The following is a 24,604-nucleotide window of genomic DNA, read 5'->3' as shown; positions in this document are numbered from 1 at the left end:
AAAAAAAGCGGGAGACGGGGTTCGAACCCGCGACCTTCTGCTTGGGAAGCAGAAGCTCTACCAACTGAGCTACTCCCGCTCGATTAGAAAATTATAGCACAACAAAAGGAGAAAAGACTATTCCTGTCCGCTGATCTGGTTGCGGCCGGCGTTCTTGGCGTAATAAAGGGCCAGGTCCGCCTTCTCAAAAAGCGTCTCTTTTAACGCCTGATGGCCGTCCTGGTCCATATGAAAGCGCAGTTTGTCCGGTTCATAAGCGGTATAGCCGATACTGGCGGTCAACTTGATCGCCGTCCCCTTGAACGAGAAGGCGTGTTCGGCGATCCGCTGCCTGATCCTCTCCAGCGGTACGGTCGCCTGGGCGAACGAGGTCTCGTCCAGGAGCACGGCGATCTCTTCCCCCCCCCAACGAGCGACGGTATCGGTCAACCGGAGCGCCTTCTGCATTATTTGGGCAACCTCTTGCAGGACAAAATCGCCGGCCGCGTGGCCGTGCGTATCGTTAACTTTTTTAAAGAAATCAAGGTCGAGGATCGCCAGGGTGAACTTGCGGCCGTGCCGGATGGCGGCCGAGAGGGTCCGTTCGTAACCGGCGGTAAAACCGCGTTTATTAAGCAAGCCGGTCAACGGGTCGCGCAGAGCCTGCTCCAGCAGCCGCTCGTTGTTATTTTCCAGCGCCGCGACCCGGCCGCGCAAACGCCGGTTCTCCAGACTTAACGCCCGGATTTGTTTTCCCTGAACCAAAGATAAAGGTCTGCCCACCCGTATTTTTATTCCCGAACGTACCTGCATAGCTAATTATCTTGAAATAAGGCGGAAAATTTCATATAATTACAGGGCAATGCCGATCCAGGAAAAGTGCCGGATACTCGACCACCAAAAGATCGGCCCCCGCTTTTACAAACTGACCCTCCTTTCCCAATATATCGCGACCCACGCCGAACCCGGGCAGTTCGTGGAGGTCAGGTGTTCGGACAGTTACGACCCCCTCCTCCGCCGGCCGATCAGCCTCCACCGGATCAACCCGGAACACGAGACCTTTGAGCTCTTCTACGAAGTGGTCGGCCGGGGGACCGAACTTTTGACCAAATATTTCGTCGGCGAAGAACTGGACGTCCTCGGCCCTTTAGGCAGCGGCTTTAAGATTGACCCGGGGAAGAAGGCCCATCTCTTAGTCGGCGGAGGCATGGGCGTCGCTCCCTTGCTTGCCTTGGCCAACAAGCTCAAAAGCAGCAAACCGTTCATCCTGATTGGGGCAAGGGAGAAAGATTGTGTGCAGTGCGAAGCGGAGCTGAAAGAAGTTGCCGACCGGGTGATCGTCAGCACCGATGACGGCAGTCACGGAAAGAAGGGACTGGTAAGCGATCTGCTCCTTGATCTGCTCGAGAATACGCTGGGGGCTAGGGACTGGGGACTAACGGAAATATACGCTTGTGGGCCGAAGGCGATGCTCAAGGCTGTTGCCGAGATCGCCTGGCAAAAGAAGATCGACTGCCAGTTGTCCCTGGAAGAACGGATGGCGTGCGGCGTGGGAGCCTGTAAAGGTTGTGCTATTATGACCAAGGGTGGTTATAAAATGGTCTGTAAGGATGGGCCGGTCTTTGACGCTAAGGAGATCACATGGAGTTAGCCGGGATCAAGTTAAAAAATCCGATCATGGTCGCCTCGGGAACGTTCGGCTGGGGCAAGGAATACTCCGAGTATCTGGACCTTAATAAGCTCGGCGCGATAATCACCAAGAGCATCACGCTCAAGCCGCGCGCCGGGAACCCCGCCCCCCGGATCGCGGAAACGCCGTCGGGCATGCTCAATTCGATCGGCCTGCAGAACGAGGGGTTGGAACATTTTCTGCAAGAAGACCTCCCCTTCCTCGCCAAGTTCGATACCCCGACGATCGTCAACATCGCCGGCGAGACGGTGGAAGAATACGCCGAACTGGCCAAGCGGTTAAGCAAAGAGACCATGGTCAAGGGGCTCGAGGTCAATATCTCCTGCCCTAACGTGAAAAGCGGCGGTATGGCGTTCGGCGTAGATGCCGGATTAACCGCCCAAGTCATCTCGGCTGTCCGTAAAGCGACGACCCAGCCGGTCATCGCCAAGCTGACGCCGAACGTGACCGACATCACCGTCATCGGCCAGGCGGCGGTCGACGCCGGAGCGGACGCTCTCTCCGCCATCAACACGATCGTCGGCATGGTCATCGACACGGAGACCCGCGACTCGCGACTCGGGACAAAAACCGGGGGCCTTTCTGGGCCAGCGATCAGGCCAATTGCCGTCCGGATGGTCTATGAACTGACCCGGGCCGTTAAAGTCCCGGTCATCGGGATCGGCGGGATCATGACCGGCAGCGACGCGGCCGAGTTCCTGCTGGCCGGCGCCAAAGCGGTCCAGGTCGGCACGGCCAACTTCGTCGATACCGGGGCCCCCCTGCGGATCCTGGCCGAATTGAACGACTATGTACATCGACACCCACGCGCACTTAACTTTTCCTGAGTTCGCGCTCGACCTCCCCGACGTTATCAAACGGGCCAAAGAAGCCGGCCTGGAAGCGATCGTCAATATCGCCTTGGATGATGAGGCGCTGAAAAGATCGGTCGCCCTCGCTGCCGAATATCCCGGCTATCTCTTTACCGCGGCCGGGATCCACCCGCAAGAAGCCCAGGATTACCGGGAAGCGGATTATCAACGGTTCAAGGATTTGGCGAAACAACATCAGCTCGTCGCGATCGGCGAGACCGGCCTCGATTACCATTACCGGCTCTCCCCGGTCGAAGCCCAGCAGCAGGTCTTTCGCCGCTTTCTCCAGCTCTGCCAGGAGATCGATAAACCGGCCGTCATCCACTCCCGCGACGCCGCGCGCGACACGCTGACGATCTTGCGGGAAGAAAATAAGGGGAAGCTGAAGGGTGTTCTGCATTGCTTTGCCGGGGATCTGACGCTGGGCCAGGCGGCATTGGACATGGGACTCTATATCTCGTTCACCGCCAATATCACTTTCCCCAAGGCGGACGATCTGCGCGAGGCGGTCAAACAGGTGCCGCTGGAGCGGATCATGATCGAGACCGATTGTCCGTTCCTCGCCCCTCAGGCGTTCCGCGGCCAAAGGAACGAGCCGGCTTACGCGGTAAAAGTGGCGGAACAGATCGCGGCGGTCAAAGGCCTGACCACGGCCGAGGTTGCTTTAGCGACGACCCGGAACGCCAAACGGCTATTCCTGATCGGGTAATTCCTTCATGTTCCGGTAAAGGTTGCTCGGGTTCATCCCGCGCGGCGCCCTCATCGATGGTAAGCTCATTTTATTAAACCCGGCCGGCACGCTGAATAGCACCTCAGGCTGATCGCCCTTGTTGATGTTTTTGAACTCGGTGCTCCACGAGCCGTCGACCGCCGCCGACTTGACCGGCCATTTGTCATCGGAGATCCACTGGTGCATCTTCTCGGTCTTGCGGCCGTTCTTGTAGGTCACTTCGTATTTGTCGGCCGCGACCCCGTTGACCGGCTCCCGGCCGATCTTTTTGCGCGATACTTCGCCGTTTTGCTTCGCCGTCATCCCCCGCTGGTGTTCCGGTCCCATTTTCTGTTCCAGGTAGAGCCGCTGTTCCGGCATGACCATCCAGACGACCTTCTTGTCGCTCCGGACGATCGAGACCGTCTTCTTGCCGCCGGCCGTCGTCTCCAGGCGCCATTTATCGCCGCCGTAATTCAGCTTGGAGTTAATGGTCTGCCCTTTGGTTTTCGTCACCACGTCGGCCGAAAACTCCTGGACGGCGGCCTCGGCCGCCAGGGCCAGAGCGGACATCAGGCAAACCGCGATAATTTGCTTGTTCATTTTTACCCTCCTCGGTTAGAATGTCCCGGCCGGGATATACTGCATCCGGTTATTGGCGCTGTCGATCACCCAGAGATTGCCGGCGCTGTCGGACTTGACGTCGCTCGGATAACCGAACTGGCCGCTGCCGCTCCCCGGCGAACCGTAACTCGCCAGGTAGTTGCCGGCGCTGTCGAATTTCTGGATCCGGTGGTTCTCGTAATCGGCCACGTAGATGTTGCCCGCACCGTCGACCGCGACCGCGAACGGCGATTTGAACTGGCTGTTGCCCGGCCCGTAACTGCCGAATTTCAAGGTCATCGTCCCGGCGGCGTTGAACCGCTGGACCCGGTGGTTATTGGTATCCGCGACGAAGATGTTGCCCGCCGCGTCGACCGCTACCCCGCGCGCCCCATCGAGCTGCCCGTCGCCCGCCCCGGAACTGCCGTACGTCGCCTGGTGAACGCCAAGGCTGTTGAACATCTCGATCCGGTCGTTGTCCGTATCGGCCACATAAATATTGCCGCTCGCGTCCAGGGCGATGCCGGCAGGCTGGTCAAACTGGCCGTGGGCGCTGCCGGTCGAGCCGAACTTGCTGACTAAGGCGCCGGAGCTGTCGAACTTTTGGACCCGGTCATTACCGCTGTTAACCACCAAGATATTCCCGGCCGCGTCAACGGCGATCCCAACCGCGTTGGCAAATTGGCCGTCCCCGATGCCGAGCTCACCGAACTGCCAGAGGAAGACCCCGGCCGGGGTGAATTTTTGCACCCGGGCATTGTACATGTCGGTCACGTAGCTGTTCTTGCCCGCGTCGATCGCCACGCAAGCCGGCATGTTGAATTTCCCTTCGGCGGTCGCCTGCGAACCGTAAATAGCCAGCAGGTTGCCGCTGTTATCAAATTTCTGGACCCGGTGATTATTGGCGTCGACGACATAAATGTTATCGGAACCGTCGACCGCCACATCCTCCGCCCCGTTGAACTGGCCAGCCCCCTTACCGGTCGAACCGATCGTCGTTTGGAGCGTGCCGGCAGAGTTGTATTTATAAATGTGGTTATTATCGTCATCGGCCACGAAAACATTTAACGATGAATCGATCGCCACTCCAGAAGGCGAACCGGCCGAATCGAAGCCGAATAAAAAGCTGCCGGCCGGATTGTACTGCTGGATCTTCACATTATCGGTCGAAGTGACCCAAAACTGGTCGCTGGTCGTGTGGAATAATCCGCGCGGTTTGCTGAAAGCGGTCCCGCCGCCGGCTGTACCGTCGAACTCCCCAAAGTAACTCGGCGTCCCGCCGGTCAGGTCGAAGTACTGGGCCCGGTTGTTGCCGTAGTCGGTCACGTAAAGGTCGCCGGCGCCGGAAAAAGAGAGCCGCTGCGGACCGTCGAACGCGCCGATCCCGGTCCCCGCGCTCCCGTAGGTCCACTGAAAAACACCGCTGCTGTTGAACATCTGGATCCGGTCGTTATTGGTATCGGCGACATAAATATTGCCGCTCTTGACCGCCACCCCGCGCGGCATGATGAACTGGCCGTTGCTGTTCCCGTATCCGCCGATCGTCAATTGGTGCGCCCAGCTGCTGTCGAATTTCTGCACCCGGCACCCCATCATTTCCGACACGTAAAAATTACCGCTGTTATCGATAAAGATGCCGGACGGCCGGTTAAATTCGCCGGCCGCGGTAAAACCGCCGACAATGTAAGCCCCGATCGTCGTCGTGGTGGTGCTGGTCGTTGTCGTGGTCGTCGTTGTTGTCGACCCGGTCCCGGTCGTGGTCGTCGTCCCCGGCGCGACCGTGGTGGTAGTAGTAACGACCAGATCGGGTATCCCCTCGCCGCAGCCGAGCAGGAACACGAAAGAAATTAAACAGACCAGCGCCAAAATTGTTTTTTTCATCTTCAACCTCCCGTACTTGCTACGACTTAAGTATACACTTGGTGGGGCATTTTTCCACGGCCGGATCGCAGTTGACGCCGGTCTGGGCGTAATCGAGCACCGCCAGGTTGGCGACTACCTTAAAAACTTCGGGAACCGCTTTTTCGCATATTTTGCAGGCGATACAGCCGACCGGGCAATTTTTCCTGGTCGCGGCCGGGCCGTCGTGCGACGAACAGGCGACGCGGACGGGCAAGTTGTAAGGGCGCAAGCTGATGATGCCGCGCGGACAGGCGGCGACGCATTTGCCGCAGGCGGTGCATTTTTCCGGGTCGATCTGAGGGAGACCGTCGACCATCTTAATGGCGTCAAAAGCGCAGGCGCAGAAACAGTCGCCGTAGCCGAGACAGCCGTAAGCGCACATCATGCCGGCCGTACCGACAATGTCGGCGTTCTGACAGGTTTTGACCCCATAGTAGTGCGCGTTCCGCCGCCGCTGGCCCTCGTTCGCCCCGCAATGGACCGCGGCAACCTTCTTGTGGACGGTAAAACCGGACGTCCCCATGATCTCGGCGATCTTCTTGGCGACTTCCGCCCCGCCGACGACGCAGCCGCTGACCGCGATCTCTCCCTTAACGACCCGCTCGGCAAAATCGTGGCAGCCGCCGGCGCCGCAGGCGCCGCAGTTCGCGCCGGGCAGGATCGCGATGATCGAGCTGACCCGCGGATCGACCTCGATCGCGAAATAATCGGCCGCCAGCGCCAGGAGCGCCGCAAAGACGAACCCCATTATCCCCAGAACAACGATCGAAGTTATGATCATAGCCCGAACAACCCCGTAAAACCGAGGAAAGCGAGCGACATCAGCGCCGCGGTGATAAAGGCGATCGGATAACCCTGGAACCATTTCGGGATCGGCGCCAGCGCCATCCGCTCGCGGACGTAGGCGAACAGGATGATCGCCAGCGAGTAGCCGAACGAGACGCCAAGCGAATAGACCATCGACTGAACGAAGTCGTAGCGGTAATCGATCGCCAGGAAAGCGACCGCCAGGATCGCGCAATTGGTGGTGATCAGCGGCAGGTAGATCCCCATCGCCCGGTAAAGGGTCGGGATCATTTTCTTAAGATAGAGCTCTTCCAGCTGGACGAGCGCCGCGATCGTCAAAATAAAGGTGGCCGTCCGGAGGAACTCCAGGTGGAACGGGGCCAGGATCGCGTGGAAAATGACCCAGGAAACGGCGGACGAGATCGTCATGACGAAGATGACGGCCAGGCTCATCCCGACCGAGGTGTCGATCTTGGTCGAGACGCCGAAGAACGAACAAAGCGCGATGAAACGGATCAATAAGATGTTATTGATCAGGAACGCCGCGAAAAATATGCCGAAAAGTTCCACTATTGCACCTTGTTCTCGTATTTATTGAGCAGCGCCATCAGGATGCCGATCGTGATGAACGCCCCGGGCGGCAGGACCATGATCGTCGCCGCTACGGCCGGATTGAAAACCGTCAGGCCGAAGACCGAACCGGCGCCGAGCAGCTCGCGGACCACGCCGATGCTGACCAGCGCGAAAGCGAACCCGAGGCTCATCCCCACCCCGTCGAGGACCGAGCTGAGGACCGGGTTCTTGTAAGCGAACGCTTCCGCCCGGCCCAGGATGATGCAGTTGACGACGATGAGCGGGACGAAGACGCCGAGCGCGGCGTACAGCGCCGGATAATAAGCCTGCATAATGTAGTCGCTGATCGTGACAAAAGTGGAGATAATAATGATGAAGATCGGGATCCGGATCTGGTCGGGGGTGAATTTGCGGAGCGCCGCGATCACCCAGTTGGAGCAGATCAGGACAAAAGCGACCGCCACGCTCATCCCGAGCGCGTTGGTCGCGTTGTTCGAGACCGCCAGCGTCGGACAGAGCCCGATCATCAGCCGGAGAACGGGGTTCTCTTTGATTATTCCCTGGTTAAAGTCTTGCCATAAGCTCATGGTGTTTTTTTCAACGCCTCTTTAACGCCGAAACAGACCGCCCGGCTGGAGATCGTCGCCCCGCTGATTGCGTCGATATCTTTTTTCGCTTCCAGCCGGTCGCCGGCCTTCTTCCCTTTGAACTGGCCGAGGAATTTGGTTCCCGTGATATTGGCACCGAGCCCCGGCGTTTCCCGGTGGTTCAGGACCTTGAGCCCGCTCACCACCCCTTTGGCGTCGATGCCGACCAGCAGCTCGATCTCACCGCCGTAACCGCGCGCCTTAACGGCGACCGCCCGCCCCTGGCCGGACGCCGGCAGGACCTCTTTGGTCGAATTCTCCAAGGCGATCTGGCCGTTCGCCGCGATCTGCGTCTGCGTGAACATGTAAACATAAGCCAAACCCCAGGCGGAGATAACGCAGAAAACCGCCAGGATCAGTCCCATTTTGCAGCTGTTAAGCATGTTTGCTCCCGAATAAACGCGGCCGCGCGTACTTGTCGATCACCGGGGTCAGCATGTTCATTATTAAAATGGAATAGTTGACCCCTTCGGGGAAACCGCCGAAATAGCGGATCAAGACCGTCAGTAAGCCACAACCAAGGCCGAAGATAAAACGCCCTTTGACGGTGACCGGCGCGGTGACATAATCGGTCGCCATGAAAAACGCGCCGAGGACCAACCCGCCGCTCAAGATGGCGAAAAGCGGATCGTGGCCGAGCAGCCAGGAAAGGAGCGCCACCGTGCCGATAAAAGCGGTCGGCGCCGGCCAGTCGATGACCCGGACCAGCAGGAGGAGCGCCGCGCCGATCAGAATGGCCAGGACCGAAGTCTCGCCCAGCGAACCGGCCCGGTTGCCGACAAAAAGCGCCCAGTAGCTCGGCGCCGCTTCGTGCAGTTTATTGACCAGGTAAAGCGGGGTCGCCGTCGTGACGGCGTCGAACGGCCGGACCCAGGTCGTCATCGCCACCGGCCAGGAAGCGAGCAAAAAGGCGCGCGCGGCCAGCGCCGGATTAAAAATGTTAAAGCCCAGCCCGCCGAAGAGGACCTTGACGATCGCGATCGAGAAAGCGGCGCCGATCCCGGCCATCCAGAGCGGCAGGGTCGGCGGCAGGATCAGGGCCAACAGCAGGCCGGTCACGGCCGCGCTCCCGTCAAGCGCGGTGATCGGCCGCCGGGCGAACCACTGGCACGCCGCTTCGGTCGCGACCGCCACGAGGGTCGTGAAAACGATCAAGATCAGCGCGCCGGAACCGAAGTAATAGACCCCGGCCGCCGCCGGAAAAAGGAGCGCGAACGCCACCAGCCACATGACCAGCCTGGCGTCGGACGGAACGCGGATGTGCGGGCCGGTGGAAATGTCAAAGCTCATTTACAAACAGCCTTTCTGGTCTGCAGCTCGCGCTTGGCGACCTTGAAATACTGGACCAGATAGATCCGGCTCGGGCAGACGTAGCTGCAGCAGCCGCATTCGATGCAATCGGCGACGTGGTACTCCGCCATCTTGTCCCAATTTTTTAACCGGGCATACTCGCCGAGGAAATTCGGCATTAAGCCGGTCGGACAGACCTTGAGACAGCGGCCGCAGCGGATGCAATCCCCCTCTTCATAGTGTTGCGCGTCCCGTTTGTTCAGGGCCAGGATACCGGAGGTCGCCTTAACGACCGGCACGTCGAGCGACGCGACCGCGATCCCGGTCATCGGCCCCCCCATGATCACCTTGGCCGCGTCCTCCGTCAGCCCGCCGCACTGGTCGATCACTTCTTTAAATGTCGTCCCGATCCGCACCACCAGGTTTTGCGGCTGTTTGACCGCGGAGCCGGTCACCGTGACCACCCGCTCGATCAGCGGCTTGCCGTACTTGACCGCCTCGGCGATCGCCACCGCGGTCCCGACGTTCTGGACGACGACGCCGACGTCGGACGGCAGCCCGCCGGACGGGACTTCCCGCCCGAGCAGCGTCTTGATCAGCATCTTTTCCCCGCCCTGCGGATACTTGGTCCGAAGCTTTATTGTCTCGAGTTGCGTGTCGCGTGTCGCGAGTTGCACCTTAGCGATTGCGTCAGCTTTGTTCTCCTCGATCGCCATAATGATCCGGCCCGCCCCAACCGCTTTGGCGATCGCCCGCGCCCCGTAGAGCAGGTCCGCGCCCCTTTCCAGCATGATGCGATGGTCGGCCGTCAGGTACGGTTCGCACTCGCAGCCGTTAATGATGACGGCATCGATCTGCTTGCCGGCGGGCGGGGTCAGTTTTACGTGGGTCGGGAAGGCGGCTCCGCCGAGGCCGACGATACCCGCTTCGCGGACCGACTGGCGGATCTGTTCCGGGGTCAGCTCTTCGACCGACCACTGGCCGGCGTATGCGGTAGCAGCCCCACTCCCCTCGATCACGATCGAAGCAGTATCAAAACCGCAGGCATTGTCCAGTTTTTCGATCTTGGTGACTTTGCCGGAGATCGGCGCGTGGAGCGGGGCGGCAATGAACTTCTGGGCGTCGGCGATCTTCTGGCCTTCCTTGACCTCGTCGCCGACCTTGACGAGCGGGTCATTGGGACAACCGAGATTCTGCTGCAGCGGAAGCACGACCCTGGCCGGCAAAGCGGCTGTTTTCAGCGGTTGTTTCTCTGTTGCGTCCTTTTGTTCGGGCGGGTGGACACCGCCGCGGAAATTTGGCATAAAATCAAACGCCACATTTTAGCACAACCGGCGTTACTTTGCCACATTCCGGGCGTGGATGACGGCGTTAGCGACGGAAACGATCAGCGCGGCGTTCATGATCGGCGACCAGTTGAGCGCTCCCCCGTGCGCCAATTGATTGGCGACGGCGTAGCTCCAGAACGTGGCGAACGGGAGCGTTTGCCAGAAAGTGAGGTCGAATTCGGTGGCAAAACCGCGGCCGCCCGCCTCCGCGGTCGCGGTCTGGGCCAGGACCGGGGTAACCGCCATGATCAGCAGCAGAACGACGGCGGCGCCTTTCATTCGGCTTTCACCCGCCGGAACAATCTGGCGTAATAAAGCGTAACGGACAGCTCGTCCACGACCGGCTCCAGAGCGGCGCTCAGCTTCGCGTTCGGGCAATGCTCCCCTTCCCGGCAGAACAGGACCAATAAGCCGAGCGACCGTTTCTGAAAAGCCAGTTTCTTCAGCATCAGGTGATGGATCACGTCATTATCGATCATGATCCCTTTCAGGTTTGCCGGCGAAATATCGAGCTGTTTCAAGTTCTGCCGGCTGAAGACCTCCAGCAGTTCGGGCGGGACATTTTTGGCGGCCTTCGGCACCAGCGCCCCTCTTTGGTCGGTGATCATGATCAGGCCGGAACCGAGGTCGAGGATATCAAGCAGCTTGGCCAGGACCTCGCTCAGCATATTGTCCAGGTTGAACACGTGGGTCAGCGTCCAAAAGACCTGCCCGAAGGCGGCGATCTTTTTTTCCAGCTCTTTTTCCCCTTCCAGTTCGCCTTGCAGCGTCTGGCGCTCCCGCCTGGTCACCTGGCCGATCAAATACACCCCGAGCGCGAAAAAGGCTATCACCGCCGGGATCAGGAAGAGGTTGGTCGTGATCGAATGCGCGACCGCCGGCGTCATCCCGACGATCTCGGCGCCGCGGGCGTAGACCGGGAGGAAACCCGCCAGCAGGAGGAGCAGGAGCGCGTCGTAACAGAAGGCGGCGACCGCCGCCCACAGGAAAACCGCCTGCGGGAAATACGGGGTGCTGATCAGCTTGGCCGCCAAAACCAGCAGGTAAAAGACAAAGTAAGGGCTATCCGCCCCGCCGCTGAAATAAACGAAAACGGTAATGGCCAGAATATCGACCACCCCCAGGAAGACCGAGAGGAAAATGGTCTCCCCGAGCGACGGCCGCTGGGTCGTCAGGTAATAATAGCTGAGCAGGGCGTAAAAAAGGATCGCCAGGCCGATCAGCACCAGCACGATCGTCGGTTCGCGCAGGAAAACGCCGAAGGAATTCATCACGATCAAACCGAAGAAAAAGATCGAACCGAAGATGATCCGGAAATGGTTCGCCCAGGCGACCCGGCTCAGGACCTCCGCTTTACTGTACCTGACTTCCATGCAATTGAATAATAAGCCAGCCCTATTTAAAAAGCAACCCGGTGATCACTTCGAACGTCGCCGTGACCAGCGGGTGACGCTCCCGGAAACGGCGAAAAGCGGACAGTTCGGCGCGCGGCCGGTACTCCGGCGTATTGGCGCCGAGCTCCTTAAGGTAATGGAGCAGCTCTTTCAGGCTGGAAAAACCGCTGAGCCGGGTCTCGGCCGCGATCTCGGCCCGGGCAAAGAGCGGCACGGCCAACAGGTTCAGCTCTTCGGCCGCCAGGAACCGGTTGACCGCGAAACCGCCGGTCCGCAGTTCAAGCAAGGTCTGCGGCCCAAAGGTGGTAAAGGCAAAAAGGCCGTGCGGCTTCAGCGCCCGCGCCACGCGGGCAAAGACCGCGGCCGCGTCCATCCACTGCAAAGCAGCGTTGGCGACGACCAGGTCCCATTCCTTCTCGCCCTCCAACGCTTCACCGTCACCGACCCGGAATTCCAAGTTGCCGCCGGCCCGCCGGTTGGCGATCTCGATCATCCCCGGCGCGATATCGAGGCCGACGACGCGCGCGGCCGGGAACTTGGCCGCCAGCTCCCGGGTCAGGGTCCCCGTGCCGCAACCAAGGTCAAGGATCTTTTGCGGTTTAATGTCCGGTAATTTCGCCAGCAACCCGGCCGCCATAGCTTGCTGCAGGACCGCGTGCCGGTCGTACTGCGGCGCGCTGCGGGAAAAATTATCGCTGATCGCCGTTTTATCCAGCATTGTTCCTCAGCAATTCGGCGAACCGCTCCGGCGCTTCGACCGGCGGCGCGTGTTTGACCCCCGGCAAGATGACCAGTTCGCTCCCGGCGATCCCGGCGTGCAAGTAGCTAGCCGCCGCCGGCCGGCAGATCTCGTCCCGCTCGCCGTGGACGATCAGGGTCGGCGCTTTGATCGAGCCGAGCAGGGACCGCAGATCGACTTTTTCCAGCGCCGCCAGTTCTTTTAACGCCTGCTCCACCGTCAGGTCGGCTAAGCCGGCGTTATGCCCGTCCGGAAAGACCAGGGCGTGGAACGCCTTGATCCCCTCGGTTTTGATCCGTTTTTCTAACCGCCGCAGCAAAGCCAGCGGCAAACCGCCGGAGAAATCAGCGGACGCGATGAATTTGGGAGTGGTCGAGACCAGGACAAGTTGACCGACCTTCTCCGGATATCTTGCTGCGACCAGCAGCGCCACCATCCCCCCCATCGACCAGCCGATCACTCTCGTTCCCCTGCCCAACCCTTGGCCGACGCGTTCCGCCTCCCGCTCCAGATCGTCAAAATGGAGAACGGGGCCGCCCGCCGGCCAGATCGCCGGCGTCGTCGCGAAGCCGTGGAGGAAGATATCCATGTTATAATTATTTTAGCATGGATCACCAGGCATTAGCAGACCGGGTCGGCGCGGGAAGCCCCGTCACGCAGGGCGAAGCGGAACGCCTGATCGCCTGTCCCGACCGGGAGATCTGGTCGCTGCTGGCCGCCGCCGACCAGGTCCGCCGCCGTTTTCACGGCAACCAGGTCAAGCTCTGCGGCATCGTTAACGCCAAGTCGGGCCGCTGTTCCGAGAACTGCAGCTTCTGCGCCCAATCCGCCCACCACCAGACCGACTGCCGGGTTTACCCGTTAATGGCCGAGCCGGAATTGGTCAACGCCGCCAAACAAGCGGAACGGAACATGTCCGCCACCTGTTTCTCCTTTGTCACTTCGGGCAAAACGATCCACTCCGACGCGGAACTGGCGACGATCGGCGCCGCCCTGGCAGCCGTGACCAGGGAAACCAAGCTCAACCGCTGCGTTTCACTGGGGACTTTGGACCGGGAACAGATCAATAAGCTGAAAAAAGCCGGCCTGAAACGCCTGCATCATAATTTAGAAACGGCGGAGAGCTTCTTCCCGCAAATGTGCACCACCCATACCTACGCCGACCGGATCAAGACGATCAAGCTCGCTCAGGAAGCGGGCCTGGAGGTCTGTTCCGGCGGGATATTCGGCATCGGCGAAACGGCGGAGCAGCGGATCGAGCTGGCTTTCGCCCTGAAAGAGCTTAATGTCCAGTCTGTCCCCATTAACATCCTCCACCCGGTACCCGGCACCCCGGCGGCCAACAATCCCCCGCTCACCCCTTTTGCCGTCCTCAAGCTGGTCGCGGCCTACCGCTTTATCCTGCCGACCCAGGACCTCGGCGTCTTCGGCGGGCGGGAAAAAGCGCTCGGCACGCTGCAGCCGCTGATGTTCGCCGCCGGGGCCAACGTCACCCTGATCGGCGATTACCTGACAACCAAAGGCCAGGCACCGGAACGCGATCGGCAAATGCTCAAAGAGCTCGGCCTGGAGATCGATGCTCGAGTTCATTAACGCCGAGCTGGCAGCGCTGAAAGCCGCGGGTCTGTATCGCGAATTGAGGACCATCGACCGGGCAACCCACAAGATCTTTTGCTCCAACGACTATCTGGGGCTCTCCCGGCACCCGCTGGTCAGGGAGAAAGCCAAGTCTGCCATTGATGAATATGGTCTTGGCGCCGGCGCCTCGCGCCTGATCTCCGGCAACACGCCGCTCCACGAAGAATTGGAAAAAAAGATCGCCGCTTTCGAGAAACGCGAGGCCGCCCTCGTTTTTCCGACCGGTTACATGGCGAACCTCGGCACGATCAGCGCGCTGGTCGGCGAACATGACACCGTTATCATCGACCGGCTGGACCACGCCTCGATCATCGACGCCTGCCGGTTGTCCAAAGCAAAACTGCAAGTCTATCCGCATAAAGATGCCGCCGCCCTGGAAGAAATACTAAAAAAGGCCGCCAAGTCGCGCCGCCGGCTGATCGTGACCGACACCGTCTTCTCCATGGACGGCGACCTGGCGCCGCTCCCCGAACTCTCCCGGCTCGCTAAACGATACGACGCGATCTTAATGACCGACGACGCTCACGCGACCGGCGTGCTGGAGTTCAACAACCCCGCCGACGTCGTGATGGGAACATTGTCCAAGGCGGTCGGCAGCCTCGGCGGCTTCGTCGCCGGCAGCGCGGAGCTGATCGACTACCTGCGCAACAAGGCGCGCAGTTTTATTTACACGACCGCCCTCCCCCCCGCCGTTTGCGCCGCCTCCCTCGCCGCCCTGGCAATAATTGAAGCTCAACCGGAGCTCAGGCAAAAGCTCTGGGACAACATCCGCCTGCTTAGCCCGCGGGCGGAGAGCTCCGTCATTCCGCTGGTCATCGGCGACGCGGCGGAGACGCTGCGGCTCTCGGCCGAGTTGTTCGACCGCGGCTTTTTTGTCTCCGGCATCCGGCCGCCGACCGTCCCGGCCGGCGGCTCGCGTTTACGCATAACGATCACGGCGGCCCACACCAAGGAGGAGATCGAATGTCTGGCGTCTTTATTACGGGAACTGACACCGGCTGCGGCAAAACTTACGTAACGGTCTGGCTGGCGCGCTATTTAAGGCGTTGCGGCCTCGACATCGGCGTCATGAAGCCGATCTCCACGGGATCGGCCAGGGACGATGATGCCCGCTTTCTCAAAAATAAATTGAAGCTAAAAGATCCACTCCGCTTGATCAATCCGATCCACCTGAAGGCTCCCTTGGCCCCTCTGGCGGCAGCTAAACTCGAAAAACGAAACCTGAAACTCGAAACCGCGATCCAGGCTTATCGGCAATTGAAAAAAAGGCACGGGATCGTGCTGATTGAAGGGATCGGCGGAGTGCTGGTCCCGATCACGGGAAAGCTATTGGTCGTCGATCTGATCAAGCGGCTAAAACTGCCGGCCATTATCGTTGCCCGGGCGGGGCTGGGGACGATCAATCATACCCTGTTGACCGTGGAAGCTTTGCGCCGGCGGAATATTCCGATCATGGGAATAATCATTAACGGTTACCGGGGAAAAGACCGCGCGGAAAAAAGCAACGCGGCGATCATCGAACGACTGACCAACCTCCCCGTCCTCGCCCAGCTCCCCTGGCGTTAAGCCTGCAGGCTGAACTCGCAGCCGCAATATTTCTGCCGGTAGATCTCATGCTGTTGGGAAAGTTCTCTCCCCCGGCGGTGCGCCAGCCCGGGGTCAAGCTCCAGCGGCACGTAAGTCAACCAAAGTTTGTTGGCCAACTCCTTGCCGTACTGGTTAATAAAAACGACGTCCTTGAAACGGCTGACGCTCAGCGTGGTCGCAAAAGCAGTAAAACCGTGCTCCCGGGCAAAAAAAGCGGTCCGCTGCAGGCGGAACTTGAAACAGGCCCGGCAGCGCTCGCCGTTCTCGGGATATTTGGCCGGCGGCTGCTCCAGTTGGCCGGCGACGAACTTCAGCCAGGCCTCGTGCTCGTACTCCCCCGCCAGGAACTTAAGTTGATAGAGCTCGGCGACTCGGCGGGTCGCCGCCAGGCGCCGGTCGTATTCCGCCCGGGGAGCGATGTTGGGGCCGTCGAAGAAAAGCGTCAGCTCGCTCCCCGCGAGCGCCTCGATGATCGGCAGGCCGCAGGGGGCGCAGCAGACGTTGAGCAGCATTATTTTTTCTTGAGCGTCGACCGCCAGTAGACCAGGCCGACCAGCAGCGCCAGCACCGCCAGCAGCAGCCAGATGTTATGGGCGACGATCGCAATGATAACGGTCACGGCCGTTAAGACCAGCGCGACCGGGAAGGTAACGATCCCGATCGTCCAGCGGCCGGCGGTGCCGAGCCACGGCAGCACTTTCAAAACGGCATTGAGCGGATTGAGGAAAAGGAACAGTCCGCCCCACATCAGCAGGAAACCGACCAGCCTGACCGCCCAGACCGCGGCGCCGTGCTCCGCCGCCAGCTCCGCGATCGCTTCGTCGCGGCTCCCTTTCACGGCGCGGTATAGTTTGTCCCGCCCTTTATACAGGAAAGGGACCAGGCTGTCTTCTTCCAGCTTGCCGAAGGCGGTCACGCCGATCTTGTTCGGCACGACCGAGTAAGTGATCCGCAGGTCGCCGACCTGCGGCGACTGCGGCGTCCCACGCCCTTTAAAGATCAGGTTGCCGGAGAGCGCCTCGCCGGGCAGCAACATGTCGGCCCGCAGGTTGAGCGGCGCCGGCTTCGGCAGCTCCATGCTTTGCGGATCGACGCTGTAGACCCCGATCTTGCCGGTCAGGGCGGTGAACGTCATGCTTTCCACCGGCAGCGGCGGATTTTCGTGGCCGTCCGGCGCTTTAAAGCGGCTGGAATCCTTGGGATTGATCGTCCACCCTTTGACGTAAGTGTAAGTGGTTTTGGTCTCGCTCCCGCCGCCCAGCTGGTCTTTTGTCTCGCTCTGGCTTTTCTCCTGCCAGGCGTACATCTCCACCCGCCGGGACAATTGCAGGTAACTCCCCGGCTTCAGGAATTGCGGATCGCCGACCAGGTCGGCGGTGCTCAGTTTGCCGGAGAGGGAGACCAGCTTGCCGCTGGCGCCGCTCTCCAGCGCGCTGGCCGAGACCGGTACGCTGGTCCGGGCCACTTTGGAGAAATCGACCGAGCCTTCGTTGTTCCAGAGCACGATAAACGAAAGGATAAAGATCAGTATCCCGATCCCCGCCCCAACGAAAGAATCCAGGATATTGCTCCCCCAGCTTTTTCTAGTCGTCACCGTATATTGATCAGCCATTTGTTTTCCTCCTTGATCGGCGCCGGTTTGATTATAGACAAAATTGACGGCGGGGTAAATAGAATTTATACTAACAGTATGCCCGACTGGCAAAAGCTCGACAAGAAACACCTCTGGCACCCGTTCACCCAGATGCAAGACTGGGCGGCGCACGACCAGCTGGTGATCGCCCGCGGCGCCGGCTCGTACCTGTTCGACACCCGGGGGCGAAAATACTTAGACGGCGTCTCGTCGCTCTGGGTCACCGTGCACGGCCACCGCGCGCGGACCATCAACAACGCGATCAAGCGGCAGCTGGACAAGATCGCCCACTCCACTTTCCTCGGCTTAAGCCACGTACCGGCGATCGAGTTGGCTCAAGAGCTGGTCAAGATCGCGCCCCGGGGCCTGACCAGGGTCTTTTATTCGGACGACGGCTCGACCGCGGTCGAGATCGCGCTCAAGATCGCTTTCCAGTACCAGCAGCAGAGCGGGCGGAAAAATAAGACCAGGTTCGTCACGCTGGCCAACGCTTACCACGGCGACACGATCGGCTCGGTTTCGGTCGGCGGGATCGATCTTTTCCATAAAATGTACCGGCCCCTCCTTTTCAAATCGTTCAAGGTGCCGGTCGGGGATCTCCCGGCGCTGGAACGGACGTTGAAAAAACATCACCGCCAGGTCGCCGCCATGATCGTTGAACCGCTGATGCAGGCGGCCGCCGGCATGCTCCTGATGCCGCCCGGCTATCTAAAGGGGGTCCGCCGTCTCTGTACCAAATATAACGTCCTGCTGATCTGCGACGAGGTGGCGACCGGTTTCGGCCGGACCGGCAAGATGTTCGCTTGCGAACACGAAGGGATCAGGCCCGATATAATGTGTGTCGCCAAGGGTTTGACCGGCGGCTACCTGCCGGTCGCCGCGACGCTGACGACCGAAAAGGTTTATCGGGCGTTCCTCGGCTCGCACGAAAGCCAGCGCACGTTCTTCCACGGCCACACTTACACCGCCAACCCGCTCGGCTGCGCTGCCGCCCTCGCCTCGCTCCGGCTCTTCCGGCAGACCGCGCTGCTGCCAAAGGTCAACCGCTCGATCGCCTTGCTAAAAAAGGGACTGCCGCGCTTTTTCCGGCTCGCTCCGGTGGCGGAGATCCGCCAGCTGGGGCTGATGGTCGGCATCGAGCTCGCCGGATATCCCGCGGCGGCCCGCCTGGGGCACCGGGTCATTCTGGAAGCGCGGAAGCGGGGCGCTATTCTCCGCCCGCTCGGCGACGTGATCATCCTGATGCCGCCGCTTAATATCTCCCGGGCCGAGCTTGCGAAATTGCTGGCCATCACTTATGATTCCATCAAGGCGGCAACCCAACAATGAAGATCAGCGTGGTCATCGGCACCTATAACCAGAAACACGTCCTGAAAAAGACGCTGGAGTCGCTCTTCCACCAGACCCTCTCCCCCGAACTCTACGAGATCGAGCTGATCGACAGCTCATCGAACGACGGGACCGAGCAAATGGTCGAGGAATTGAAGCCAACCTGCCGCTTCAACTACCAGCGGGTGGAGAACAAGGGCAAGGCTTACGCCCGCAACCTTGGCATTAAACAAGCCACGGGCGACATTATTTTCCTGACCGACGCCGATATGGAGGCGGAACCGAACCTCCTGGAAGAGCACCTGAACGCCCACCACCGCAAACCGAACGGCGCGTTCGAAGGCCTGACCGTCAATCCGGACGGCAAACCGTACATCCGGGAAAAGTTCCGGCTGCTGCAAAAGCTGAAATGGTCGTATTTCCTGACCGGCAACCTCTCGATCCGCCGGTCAGCTTTGATCGACGCCGGCCTGTTTGACGAGAACTTCAAAGGGTACGGCTGGGAAGATGTTGAGCTCGGCTACCGCCTCGCCCAGATGCGGATCAAGCTCTATTACCTCCCCCCCGCGGTCAACCACCACCACCATCCAGTCTCCCGCGCAGGGATGCTGGAAAGGAAGTTCGCAATGGGGCGCTCGGCCGCCCTGTTCTACAAAAAACACCCGAATTTAACGATCAAACTGTTCCTCGGGTTGAACCCGCTGGCAATGGCGATCTACCGCCTCATTAAAAATTACCCGAACTTACTGGCGCGCATCGAAGCCAGGGCCAACTCCTCCCCTTTTTACCAATATTTGGCCGAAGAATATCATTATCGGCGCGGGCTAGAGAGCGAGTTGCCAAAGAACTGACCATATGATAAAATGAGCCTACATGAAACCGGACATTCATCCTAAATACTTCCAGACCACGGCGAAATGCGCCTGCGGGGCGGCTTTTGAGATCGGCTCCACCCGCCAGAACATCCACGTCGACATCTGCAGCAACTGCCACCCGCTTTTCACCGGCAAGCAGAAACTGATCGACGCCGAAGGCCGGGTCCAGAAGTTCCAGAAAAAGTACGCGGGCGTCGCCGCCAAAGCGAAGAAGCCGGTCAAGAAAAAGAAACCCGCCGCCAAGAAGACCGCCGGCAAGAAGTAGGCTCCCTTGCTCCCCGAAAAACTCGCCAAGATCGAACAGCATTACCTCGAACTGGAAAAGCTCGTCAGCGACCCCAAAGTGATCAACGACCACGACACCTTCGTCAAATACACCAAGGAATACAACAACCTCAAGGAGATCGTCGATAAGTACCGGGAATACCGGGCCGTGGTGCGGGAAACCGAGGACACGGAAGGGATGATGGAAGAAGAAGGGATGAAGGAGCTGGCCGAGGTCGAGCTCGACGACCTGAAAAAACGCAAAGAGGAACTGACCAAAGAACTGGAGACCCTTCTGCTGCCCAAGGACCAGCTTGACGAAAAGAACATCATCATGGAAGTCCGCGCCGGGACCGGCGGCGACGAGGCCGCCCTCTTCGCCGGCGACCTGCTCCGCATGTACCTGCGCTACGCCGAACGGAAAGGCTGGAAGACCGAAATGCTGGAGGTCAACGACACCGGCCTCGGCGGCTACAAGGAAGCGGTCTTCAATATCATCGGCAAAGGGGCGTACAGCCGTCTGAAATACGAAAGCGGCACCCACCGCGTCCAGCGCGTCCCCAAAACCGAGGCCAGCGGCCGGATCCACACCTCGGCGGCGACCGTCGCCGTCCTGCCGGAAGTCGACGAAGTCGACGTGAAGGTCGACGAAAAGGACATCAAGTTCGAGGCGTTCCGCTCCGGCGGCGCCGGCGGCCAGAACGTCAATAAGGTCTCCTCGGCCGTCCGGCTGACCCACCTGCCGACCGGCGTGATCGTGGAGTGCCGGGAAGAGCGGTCGCAGCTGCAGAACCGGGTCAAGGCGATGAAGCTGCTCCGTTCCCGCATTTACGAGGCGGAGATCGAAAAACAGCGGAAAGACCGGGAATCGACCCGCAAGATCATGGTCGGCACCGGCGACCGCTCGGAAAAGATCCGGACCTACAATTTCCCGCAGAGCCGGGTCACCGACCACCGGATCGGCTTTACCGTCCACCAGCTCAATAACGTCCTCGACGGCGAGCTCGACGAGATCATCGACGCGCTGGCCACCGCCGATCGCGCCGCCAAGCTGGCCAAAGCGGCATGAACCTGGGGGAAGCGCTCGACTGGGCGGCCGACCAGCTGGCCGGCAAGCGGATCGCCGATCCCCGGCTGGAAGCGGAACTGCTCTTGACCCACGCCCTCAACATTAAAAAAAGCGAGTTGATCCTCAACCAGAGCCTGACGATCGAGAAGAACGGCCTGGTCCGGTTCAAACAACTGCTGGCCCGCCGCCTGAAGCACGAACCGACCGCCTACCTCATCGGCGACCAACCCTTCCTTGGTCTCAATATCGCCGTCGACCGGCACGTCCTGATCCCCCGCCCCGAGACCGAACAGCTTGCCGAGCAAGTCTTGCGGGTCGCGGGCCGCGAGTCGCGGGTCGTCATCGCTGACATCGGGACCGGCAGCGGCTGCCTCGCCGTTGCGCTCGCCAAACACCTGCCGTTAGCCGAAGTTTACGGGATCGACGCTTCCGGCGATGCCTTGAAGCTGGCAAAAAAGAACGCGGAAAACAATAAAGTCGCCGCGCGCTGTCATTTTATGGGCGGCAACTTGCTGGAGCCTTTGCCGGAAAAGGTCAATATCATCGTGTCCAACCCGCCCTATATCCCGACGGCAGAGATCAATAAGCTGCAGCCGGAGGTCAAGGATTGGGAACCGCGGGGCGCGCTCGACGGCGGCCAGGACGGCCTAAAATTCCTGCGGGAAATAATTCAGAAAGCCCCCGAACACCTGACCACCCAGCCCCCCGGTTTGCTGTTTATCGAGATCGGTTTCGATCAGGGGAATGCGGTCAAGCAACTGGCAGCCGGCCTTTACCGGTCGGTAGAGATCAAAAAAGATCTGGCCGGGAAAGAACGGTTTCTCGTAGCGCGGCAATAAGCCGCGGGTCATACGGGGTCGCCACTTCGGTCGATCTCCCCCGCTCCTCGAACTTCTGCAGCGCCTCGCTCGCCGGTTTGGCCCGTCCGTTGCGCGAAGGCCGGGGGGTGGTCAGCGCGTCGTAGAAATCGGCCGCGGAGAGGACCTGTCCCGCCAGCGGCACCGGTTTACCCGCCACCCCGTTCGGATAGCCGTCGTAATAATGGTTGTAGTGAACGATCTTGGCCACTTCGGCAAAAGAGCGGATCGCCGAAACGGCCAGCAAACTCAGTTGCAGGTGGAACGGTTTGAGCTCTTTTTCGTCCTCCGTCCAGTGCCCCTTGTTCATAATGTCCCACGGCATCCCGATCTTGCCGAAATCGTGGGTCATCGCCGCCGTCATGATCGGTTCCCCGTCAAGGCCGAGACGGTCGGCCAGGTGGCCGCTAAGCAGGGTAACCCTGACCTGATGCTGATAAAGCGCCAGGTCGTAATACCGGGACGCTTCCAGGAGGCAATCGGCCACAAAGTTCTCGTCGCGGGAAAGCTGGTTAGCTAAAAAAATAAAACCGGCCAGGCGCCGGGAAAAAGCGACCTTGAGCGCGCTTTCGTCTTCCGCTTTTTTCAAGGCAACGGCCAGCGGCGTCGGCTGGGTCAGGCGCTGGCAAAGTTCGGCAGCGACGTCCTGAATCAACCGCCGCCGCGGATAACGGATCGTGCCCGGAGTCTCCCGGTCGATCGCGGTTAGCCCGCGCCGAAAACAATAATTGCTCAGCCAGTTAATGGGGCTGTACCGGCGGGCAGTGGTTTTACCGATCATTACCCCTGTTTTTCGGCCGTTGCCGCCGGCTATTTCAGGTAATTTTAACGGCTGGTTATGGTCCGGGCGATCAGGCGGGATAGCTGGGCGGAGCACCGGCGCATCATCGCCACGACGTGATCGGGATCGATCTTGCCGGCGGTCACGCCCGCGGCGTAGTTGGTGATCACGGCGATCGCCGCGTACGGGATCCCCGCCTCTGCCGCCAGCACCACCTCGGGAACCTGCGTCATGCCGACCACGTCGGCTCCGGCCTGGCCGTACATCCTGATCTCCGCTTTCGTTTCGAACCGGGGGCCTTCCGCGCAAGCGTAGACCGCGCCGGGATGCAGCTTGATCTTGAGCGCTTTAGCGGCTTTGGCGATCCTGCCGTTCAAACCCGGATCGTACGGCCGGCTCATATCAATAAATGAATGGCTGGTAAAGGTCTCTCTTTTCCCCCGGGTGAAATCGATAAAATCGGTCAGCAGGGAAAGATCGCCCGGCTTCATTTGCTGGTTAATGGCGCCGACCGCCGCCGAACTGATGATCCCGGTCACCCCGGCCAGTTTCAGGGCGGTAATGTTCGCCCGGTAGTTGATCTCGGACGGGAGCCGGTACTCCTTGCCGTGGCGCAGCAGGAAAACCACTTCCCGGCCGGCGACTTTGCCCAGCTCCACCGGCACGCTCCCGTACGGCGTGGTGACGATCAGCGGCCGCATCTTCCCGGCAAAATCGAGCTTCTCTACCCCGGAACCGCCGATGATCGCTATTTTAGGCATTGGCCACCTCCGCTTTGATCTTTTGAGCTAACCGGTTAGCCCGGTCCAGCACTTCGTCCTCGTCGATCGTCAGCATCTCCCGGTTTTCCATCACCAATTGGCCGTTGATGACCGCCGAATCGACCTCCGAGCCGCCGGCGCTGTAGACCAGGTGGGAATACGGATTATACATCGGCGTCAGCTGCGGCCGGGCCAGATCGATCGTGATCAGGTCCGCCGTTCTGCCGACCGCGAGCGAACCGAGCGCTTTTTCCCGCCCGATAACCTTGGCCGCGTCGGTCGTCACCATCCGGACCACGCTCTTCGCCTCCATCACCGTCGGGTCGTTCCGGATCAGCTTGTGGAACTTGGCGACCGAATCCATCTCGTCGAACATGTCGAGGTTGTTGTTGGACGCCGCCCCGTCGGTCCCCAGGGCGACCGTCAGGCCGGCGAACTGCATTTCGACGACCGGCGCGTAGCCGGACGCCAGCTTCATGTTGCTCTCCTGGCAGTGGACGATCTTGACGTCGTGCCGGCGCAGGATTTTCACGTCTGCCGGCGAGACATGGACGCAGTGAACGCCCATCACGTTCTCGCCCAGGAACTTCAGCCGGGCCAGGTACTCGACCGGGGTTTGGCCGTGCTTTTGCTGGAATTCGGCCACCTCGCCGGCCGTCTCGGCTATATGGATATGCAGCAACAAACCGTGCTTATCGGCCAGGGCTTTGGCCTTGCGCAGATTCTCCTCGCCGCAGGAATATGGGGCGTGCGGCGCGACGGAGAGGCCGATCAAGTCGTCCCCACCCCATTGCGCGAACAGTTCTTCCGTCAAGCGGTTGGTCGCGTCGGCGTTCGCCGCGTCCGGGGTGGCAAAATCGAGCACCGCTTCGCCCAGGATGGACCTGATCCCGATCCGCTTGTAGACCGGAGCGGCCGCCGCCTGGAAAAAGTACATGTCGGAAAAACAGGTCGTCCCCGATTTGATCATTTCGACCGCGGCCAGCGCCGCGCCGATCTCGACGAATTCCGGGTTCAGCAGCTTCTTTTCGATCGGAAAAATGAACTTATTCCACCAGATATCGAGCGGCATGTCGTCGGCCAGGCCGCGCATCATCACCATCGCCGAATGGGTGTGGCAGTTGATCAGGCCCGGCATCACCAGCTTGCCGGCGGCATCGAGCGTCTTCTTGGCCCGGTATTTGGTCCGCGGGGAAATATCGACGATCTTCGTCCCCTTGATCGCGACGTCGGCCTGGTCATGCAGGGTGAACTTGTCGTCCAGCGTCATGACCATCCCGCCCTTAATAATTAGATCGGCGTCCATTAATAGCGTTGAT

At 60.2% G+C, this 24,604-nt stretch carries 29 protein-coding genes and 1 tRNA gene; 11 read left to right on the top strand and 19 right to left on the bottom strand.

Annotated elements, in window-relative coordinates; translation table 11 throughout:
* Positions 1-6 precede the first annotated feature (6 nt).
* Positions 7-79: transfer RNA gene (locus WC529_05270), tRNA-Gly, on the bottom strand.
* Between the two features lie 38 nt (positions 80-117).
* Complete coding sequence (locus WC529_05265) at positions 118-762, bottom strand: GGDEF domain-containing protein (GenBank protein ID MFA5113688.1); 645 nt, start codon at positions 760-762, stop codon at positions 118-120.
* Between the two features lie 79 nt (positions 763-841).
* On the opposite strand from WC529_05265, the gene WC529_05260 reads away from it, so the two are divergent.
* The 3 genes from WC529_05260 to WC529_05250 are packed head-to-tail and all read left to right on the top strand — an operon-like array spanning position 842 to position 3,229.
* Complete coding sequence (locus WC529_05260) at positions 842-1,630, top strand: dihydroorotate dehydrogenase electron transfer subunit (GenBank protein MFA5113687.1); 789 nt, start codon at positions 842-844, stop codon at positions 1,628-1,630.
* A complete protein-coding gene (locus WC529_05255) occupies positions 1,621-2,496 on the top strand; it encodes a dihydroorotate dehydrogenase (protein MFA5113686.1) in 876 nt (291 codons plus the stop codon). The genes WC529_05260 and WC529_05255 overlap by 10 nt, the downstream gene beginning before the upstream one ends.
* Complete coding sequence (locus tag WC529_05250; GenBank protein MFA5113685.1) at positions 2,459-3,229, top strand: TatD family hydrolase; 771 nt, start codon at positions 2,459-2,461, stop codon at positions 3,227-3,229. Before WC529_05255 ends, WC529_05250 begins: the two co-directional genes overlap by 38 nt.
* Here the strand turns inward: WC529_05250 and WC529_05245 are convergent.
* The 12 genes from WC529_05245 to WC529_05190 are packed head-to-tail and all read right to left on the bottom strand — an operon-like array spanning position 3,212 to position 13,080.
* A complete protein-coding gene (locus WC529_05245; GenBank protein MFA5113684.1) occupies positions 3,212-3,832 on the bottom strand; it encodes a DUF4412 domain-containing protein in 621 nt (206 codons plus the stop codon). The genes WC529_05250 and WC529_05245 overlap by 18 nt on opposite strands.
* A 15-nt stretch (positions 3,833-3,847) precedes the next feature.
* The gene (locus tag WC529_05240; protein ID MFA5113683.1) at positions 3,848-5,713 is read right to left on the bottom strand and encodes a 6-bladed beta-propeller; all 1,866 of its coding nucleotides are present in this window, start codon (positions 5,711-5,713) and stop codon (positions 3,848-3,850) included.
* Between the two features lie 19 nt (positions 5,714-5,732).
* Entirely contained in the window at positions 5,733-6,515 is a 783-nt protein-coding gene (locus WC529_05235; protein ID MFA5113682.1) for an RnfABCDGE type electron transport complex subunit B, read from the bottom strand.
* A complete protein-coding gene (locus WC529_05230) occupies positions 6,512-7,090 on the bottom strand; it encodes an RnfABCDGE type electron transport complex subunit A (GenBank protein ID MFA5113681.1) in 579 nt (192 codons plus the stop codon). The genes WC529_05235 and WC529_05230 overlap by 4 nt, the downstream gene beginning before the upstream one ends.
* A complete protein-coding gene (locus tag WC529_05225) occupies positions 7,090-7,680 on the bottom strand; it encodes an electron transport complex subunit E (protein ID MFA5113680.1) in 591 nt (196 codons plus the stop codon). The genes WC529_05230 and WC529_05225 overlap by 1 nt, the downstream gene beginning before the upstream one ends.
* The gene (locus tag WC529_05220) at positions 7,677-8,105 is read right to left on the bottom strand and encodes an FMN-binding protein (GenBank protein ID MFA5113679.1); all 429 of its coding nucleotides are present in this window, start codon (positions 8,103-8,105) and stop codon (positions 7,677-7,679) included. The genes WC529_05225 and WC529_05220 overlap by 4 nt, the downstream gene beginning before the upstream one ends.
* A gap of 10 nt (positions 8,106-8,115) precedes the next feature.
* Positions 8,116-9,030: an RnfABCDGE type electron transport complex subunit D gene (locus WC529_05215; protein ID MFA5113678.1), complete on the bottom strand. Its 915-nt coding sequence runs from the start codon at positions 9,028-9,030 to the stop codon at positions 8,116-8,118.
* Entirely contained in the window at positions 9,027-10,334 is a 1,308-nt protein-coding gene (gene rsxC, locus WC529_05210; GenBank protein MFA5113677.1) for an electron transport complex subunit RsxC, read from the bottom strand. Before rsxC ends, WC529_05215 begins: the two co-directional genes overlap by 4 nt.
* A gap of 33 nt (positions 10,335-10,367) precedes the next feature.
* Entirely contained in the window at positions 10,368-10,637 is a 270-nt protein-coding gene (locus WC529_05205; GenBank protein MFA5113676.1) for a hypothetical protein, read from the bottom strand.
* The gene (locus WC529_05200; GenBank protein ID MFA5113675.1) at positions 10,634-11,731 is read right to left on the bottom strand and encodes a hypothetical protein; all 1,098 of its coding nucleotides are present in this window, start codon (positions 11,729-11,731) and stop codon (positions 10,634-10,636) included. The genes WC529_05205 and WC529_05200 overlap by 4 nt, the downstream gene beginning before the upstream one ends.
* 22 nt (positions 11,732-11,753) lie before the next feature.
* Complete coding sequence (locus WC529_05195) at positions 11,754-12,470, bottom strand: methyltransferase domain-containing protein (protein ID MFA5113674.1); 717 nt, start codon at positions 12,468-12,470, stop codon at positions 11,754-11,756.
* The gene (locus WC529_05190; GenBank protein ID MFA5113673.1) at positions 12,460-13,080 is read right to left on the bottom strand and encodes an alpha/beta hydrolase; all 621 of its coding nucleotides are present in this window, start codon (positions 13,078-13,080) and stop codon (positions 12,460-12,462) included. The genes WC529_05195 and WC529_05190 overlap by 11 nt, the downstream gene beginning before the upstream one ends.
* A gap of 17 nt (positions 13,081-13,097) precedes the next feature.
* On the opposite strand from WC529_05190, the gene bioB reads away from it, so the two are divergent.
* The 3 genes from bioB to bioD are packed head-to-tail and all read left to right on the top strand — an operon-like array spanning position 13,098 to position 15,695.
* Complete coding sequence (bioB, locus tag WC529_05185) at positions 13,098-14,084, top strand: biotin synthase BioB (protein ID MFA5113672.1); 987 nt, start codon at positions 13,098-13,100, stop codon at positions 14,082-14,084.
* Complete coding sequence (gene bioF, locus WC529_05180) at positions 14,068-15,147, top strand: 8-amino-7-oxononanoate synthase (protein ID MFA5113671.1); 1,080 nt, start codon at positions 14,068-14,070, stop codon at positions 15,145-15,147. Before bioB ends, bioF begins: the two co-directional genes overlap by 17 nt.
* Positions 15,093-15,695 carry a dethiobiotin synthase gene (bioD, locus tag WC529_05175; protein MFA5113670.1) on the top strand — a complete coding sequence of 201 codons (603 nt, stop codon included), beginning with the start codon at positions 15,093-15,095 and terminating at the stop codon, positions 15,693-15,695. The genes bioF and bioD overlap by 55 nt, the downstream gene beginning before the upstream one ends.
* Here bioD and WC529_05170 read toward each other — a convergent pair.
* Both WC529_05170 and WC529_05165 read right to left on the bottom strand, forming a co-directional pair.
* On the bottom strand, positions 15,692-16,228 hold the full coding sequence (locus WC529_05170) for an epoxyqueuosine reductase QueH (protein MFA5113669.1): 537 nt from the start codon (positions 16,226-16,228) through the stop codon (positions 15,692-15,694). The genes bioD and WC529_05170 overlap by 4 nt on opposite strands.
* Positions 16,228-17,310, bottom strand: a complete 1,083-nt coding sequence (locus WC529_05165) for a TMEM43 family protein (GenBank protein ID MFA5113668.1) — start codon at positions 17,308-17,310, stop codon at positions 16,228-16,230. The genes WC529_05170 and WC529_05165 overlap by 1 nt, the downstream gene beginning before the upstream one ends.
* Before the next feature lie 96 nt (positions 17,311-17,406).
* Here WC529_05165 and bioA point away from each other — a divergent pair, with 96 nt between their 5' ends.
* Genes bioA through prmC form a run of 5 tightly spaced genes read left to right on the top strand, consistent with a single transcriptional unit; the run spans position 17,407 to position 21,725 of the window.
* On the top strand, positions 17,407-18,678 hold the full coding sequence (bioA, locus tag WC529_05160) for an adenosylmethionine--8-amino-7-oxononanoate transaminase (protein MFA5113667.1): 1,272 nt from the start codon (positions 17,407-17,409) through the stop codon (positions 18,676-18,678).
* A complete protein-coding gene (locus tag WC529_05155; GenBank protein MFA5113666.1) occupies positions 18,675-19,529 on the top strand; it encodes a glycosyltransferase family A protein in 855 nt (284 codons plus the stop codon). Before bioA ends, WC529_05155 begins: the two co-directional genes overlap by 4 nt.
* Positions 19,530-19,551: 22 nt before the next feature.
* Positions 19,552-19,818, top strand: coding sequence for a 50S ribosomal protein L31 (gene rpmE, locus WC529_05150; protein ID MFA5113665.1), 267 nt, complete (start codon positions 19,552-19,554; stop codon positions 19,816-19,818).
* Positions 19,819-19,824: 6 nt separating this feature from the next.
* The gene (gene prfA, locus WC529_05145) at positions 19,825-20,886 is read left to right on the top strand and encodes a peptide chain release factor 1 (protein ID MFA5113664.1); all 1,062 of its coding nucleotides are present in this window, start codon (positions 19,825-19,827) and stop codon (positions 20,884-20,886) included.
* Positions 20,883-21,725 (top strand): peptide chain release factor N(5)-glutamine methyltransferase, encoded by an 843-nt coding sequence (prmC, locus tag WC529_05140; GenBank protein MFA5113663.1) that lies wholly within the window; start codon positions 20,883-20,885, stop codon positions 21,723-21,725. The genes prfA and prmC overlap by 4 nt, the downstream gene beginning before the upstream one ends.
* Here the strand turns inward: prmC and WC529_05135 are convergent.
* From WC529_05135 to WC529_05125, 3 genes are read right to left on the bottom strand one after another with little or no spacing between them, the layout of a single operon-like run.
* Entirely contained in the window at positions 21,676-22,524 is an 849-nt protein-coding gene (locus tag WC529_05135; GenBank protein ID MFA5113662.1) for an HD domain-containing phosphohydrolase, read from the bottom strand. The two genes, prmC and WC529_05135, sit on opposite strands and share 50 nt — an antisense overlap.
* Positions 22,525-22,568: 44 nt before the next feature.
* Positions 22,569-23,285, bottom strand: a complete 717-nt coding sequence (locus WC529_05130; GenBank protein ID MFA5113661.1) for an MTAP family purine nucleoside phosphorylase — start codon at positions 23,283-23,285, stop codon at positions 22,569-22,571.
* Positions 23,278-24,591, bottom strand: a complete 1,314-nt coding sequence (locus tag WC529_05125; GenBank protein MFA5113660.1) for an amidohydrolase — start codon at positions 24,589-24,591, stop codon at positions 23,278-23,280. The genes WC529_05130 and WC529_05125 overlap by 8 nt, the downstream gene beginning before the upstream one ends.
* Between the last annotated feature and the right edge of the window lie 13 nt (positions 24,592-24,604).

This window comes from Candidatus Margulisiibacteriota bacterium, from assembly GCA_041650855.1.
GTDB lineage: Bacteria > Margulisbacteria > WOR-1 > O2-12-FULL-45-9 > XYB2-FULL-48-7 > JALOPZ01.
This window is presented reverse-complemented; position numbering and strand designations above follow the sequence as displayed.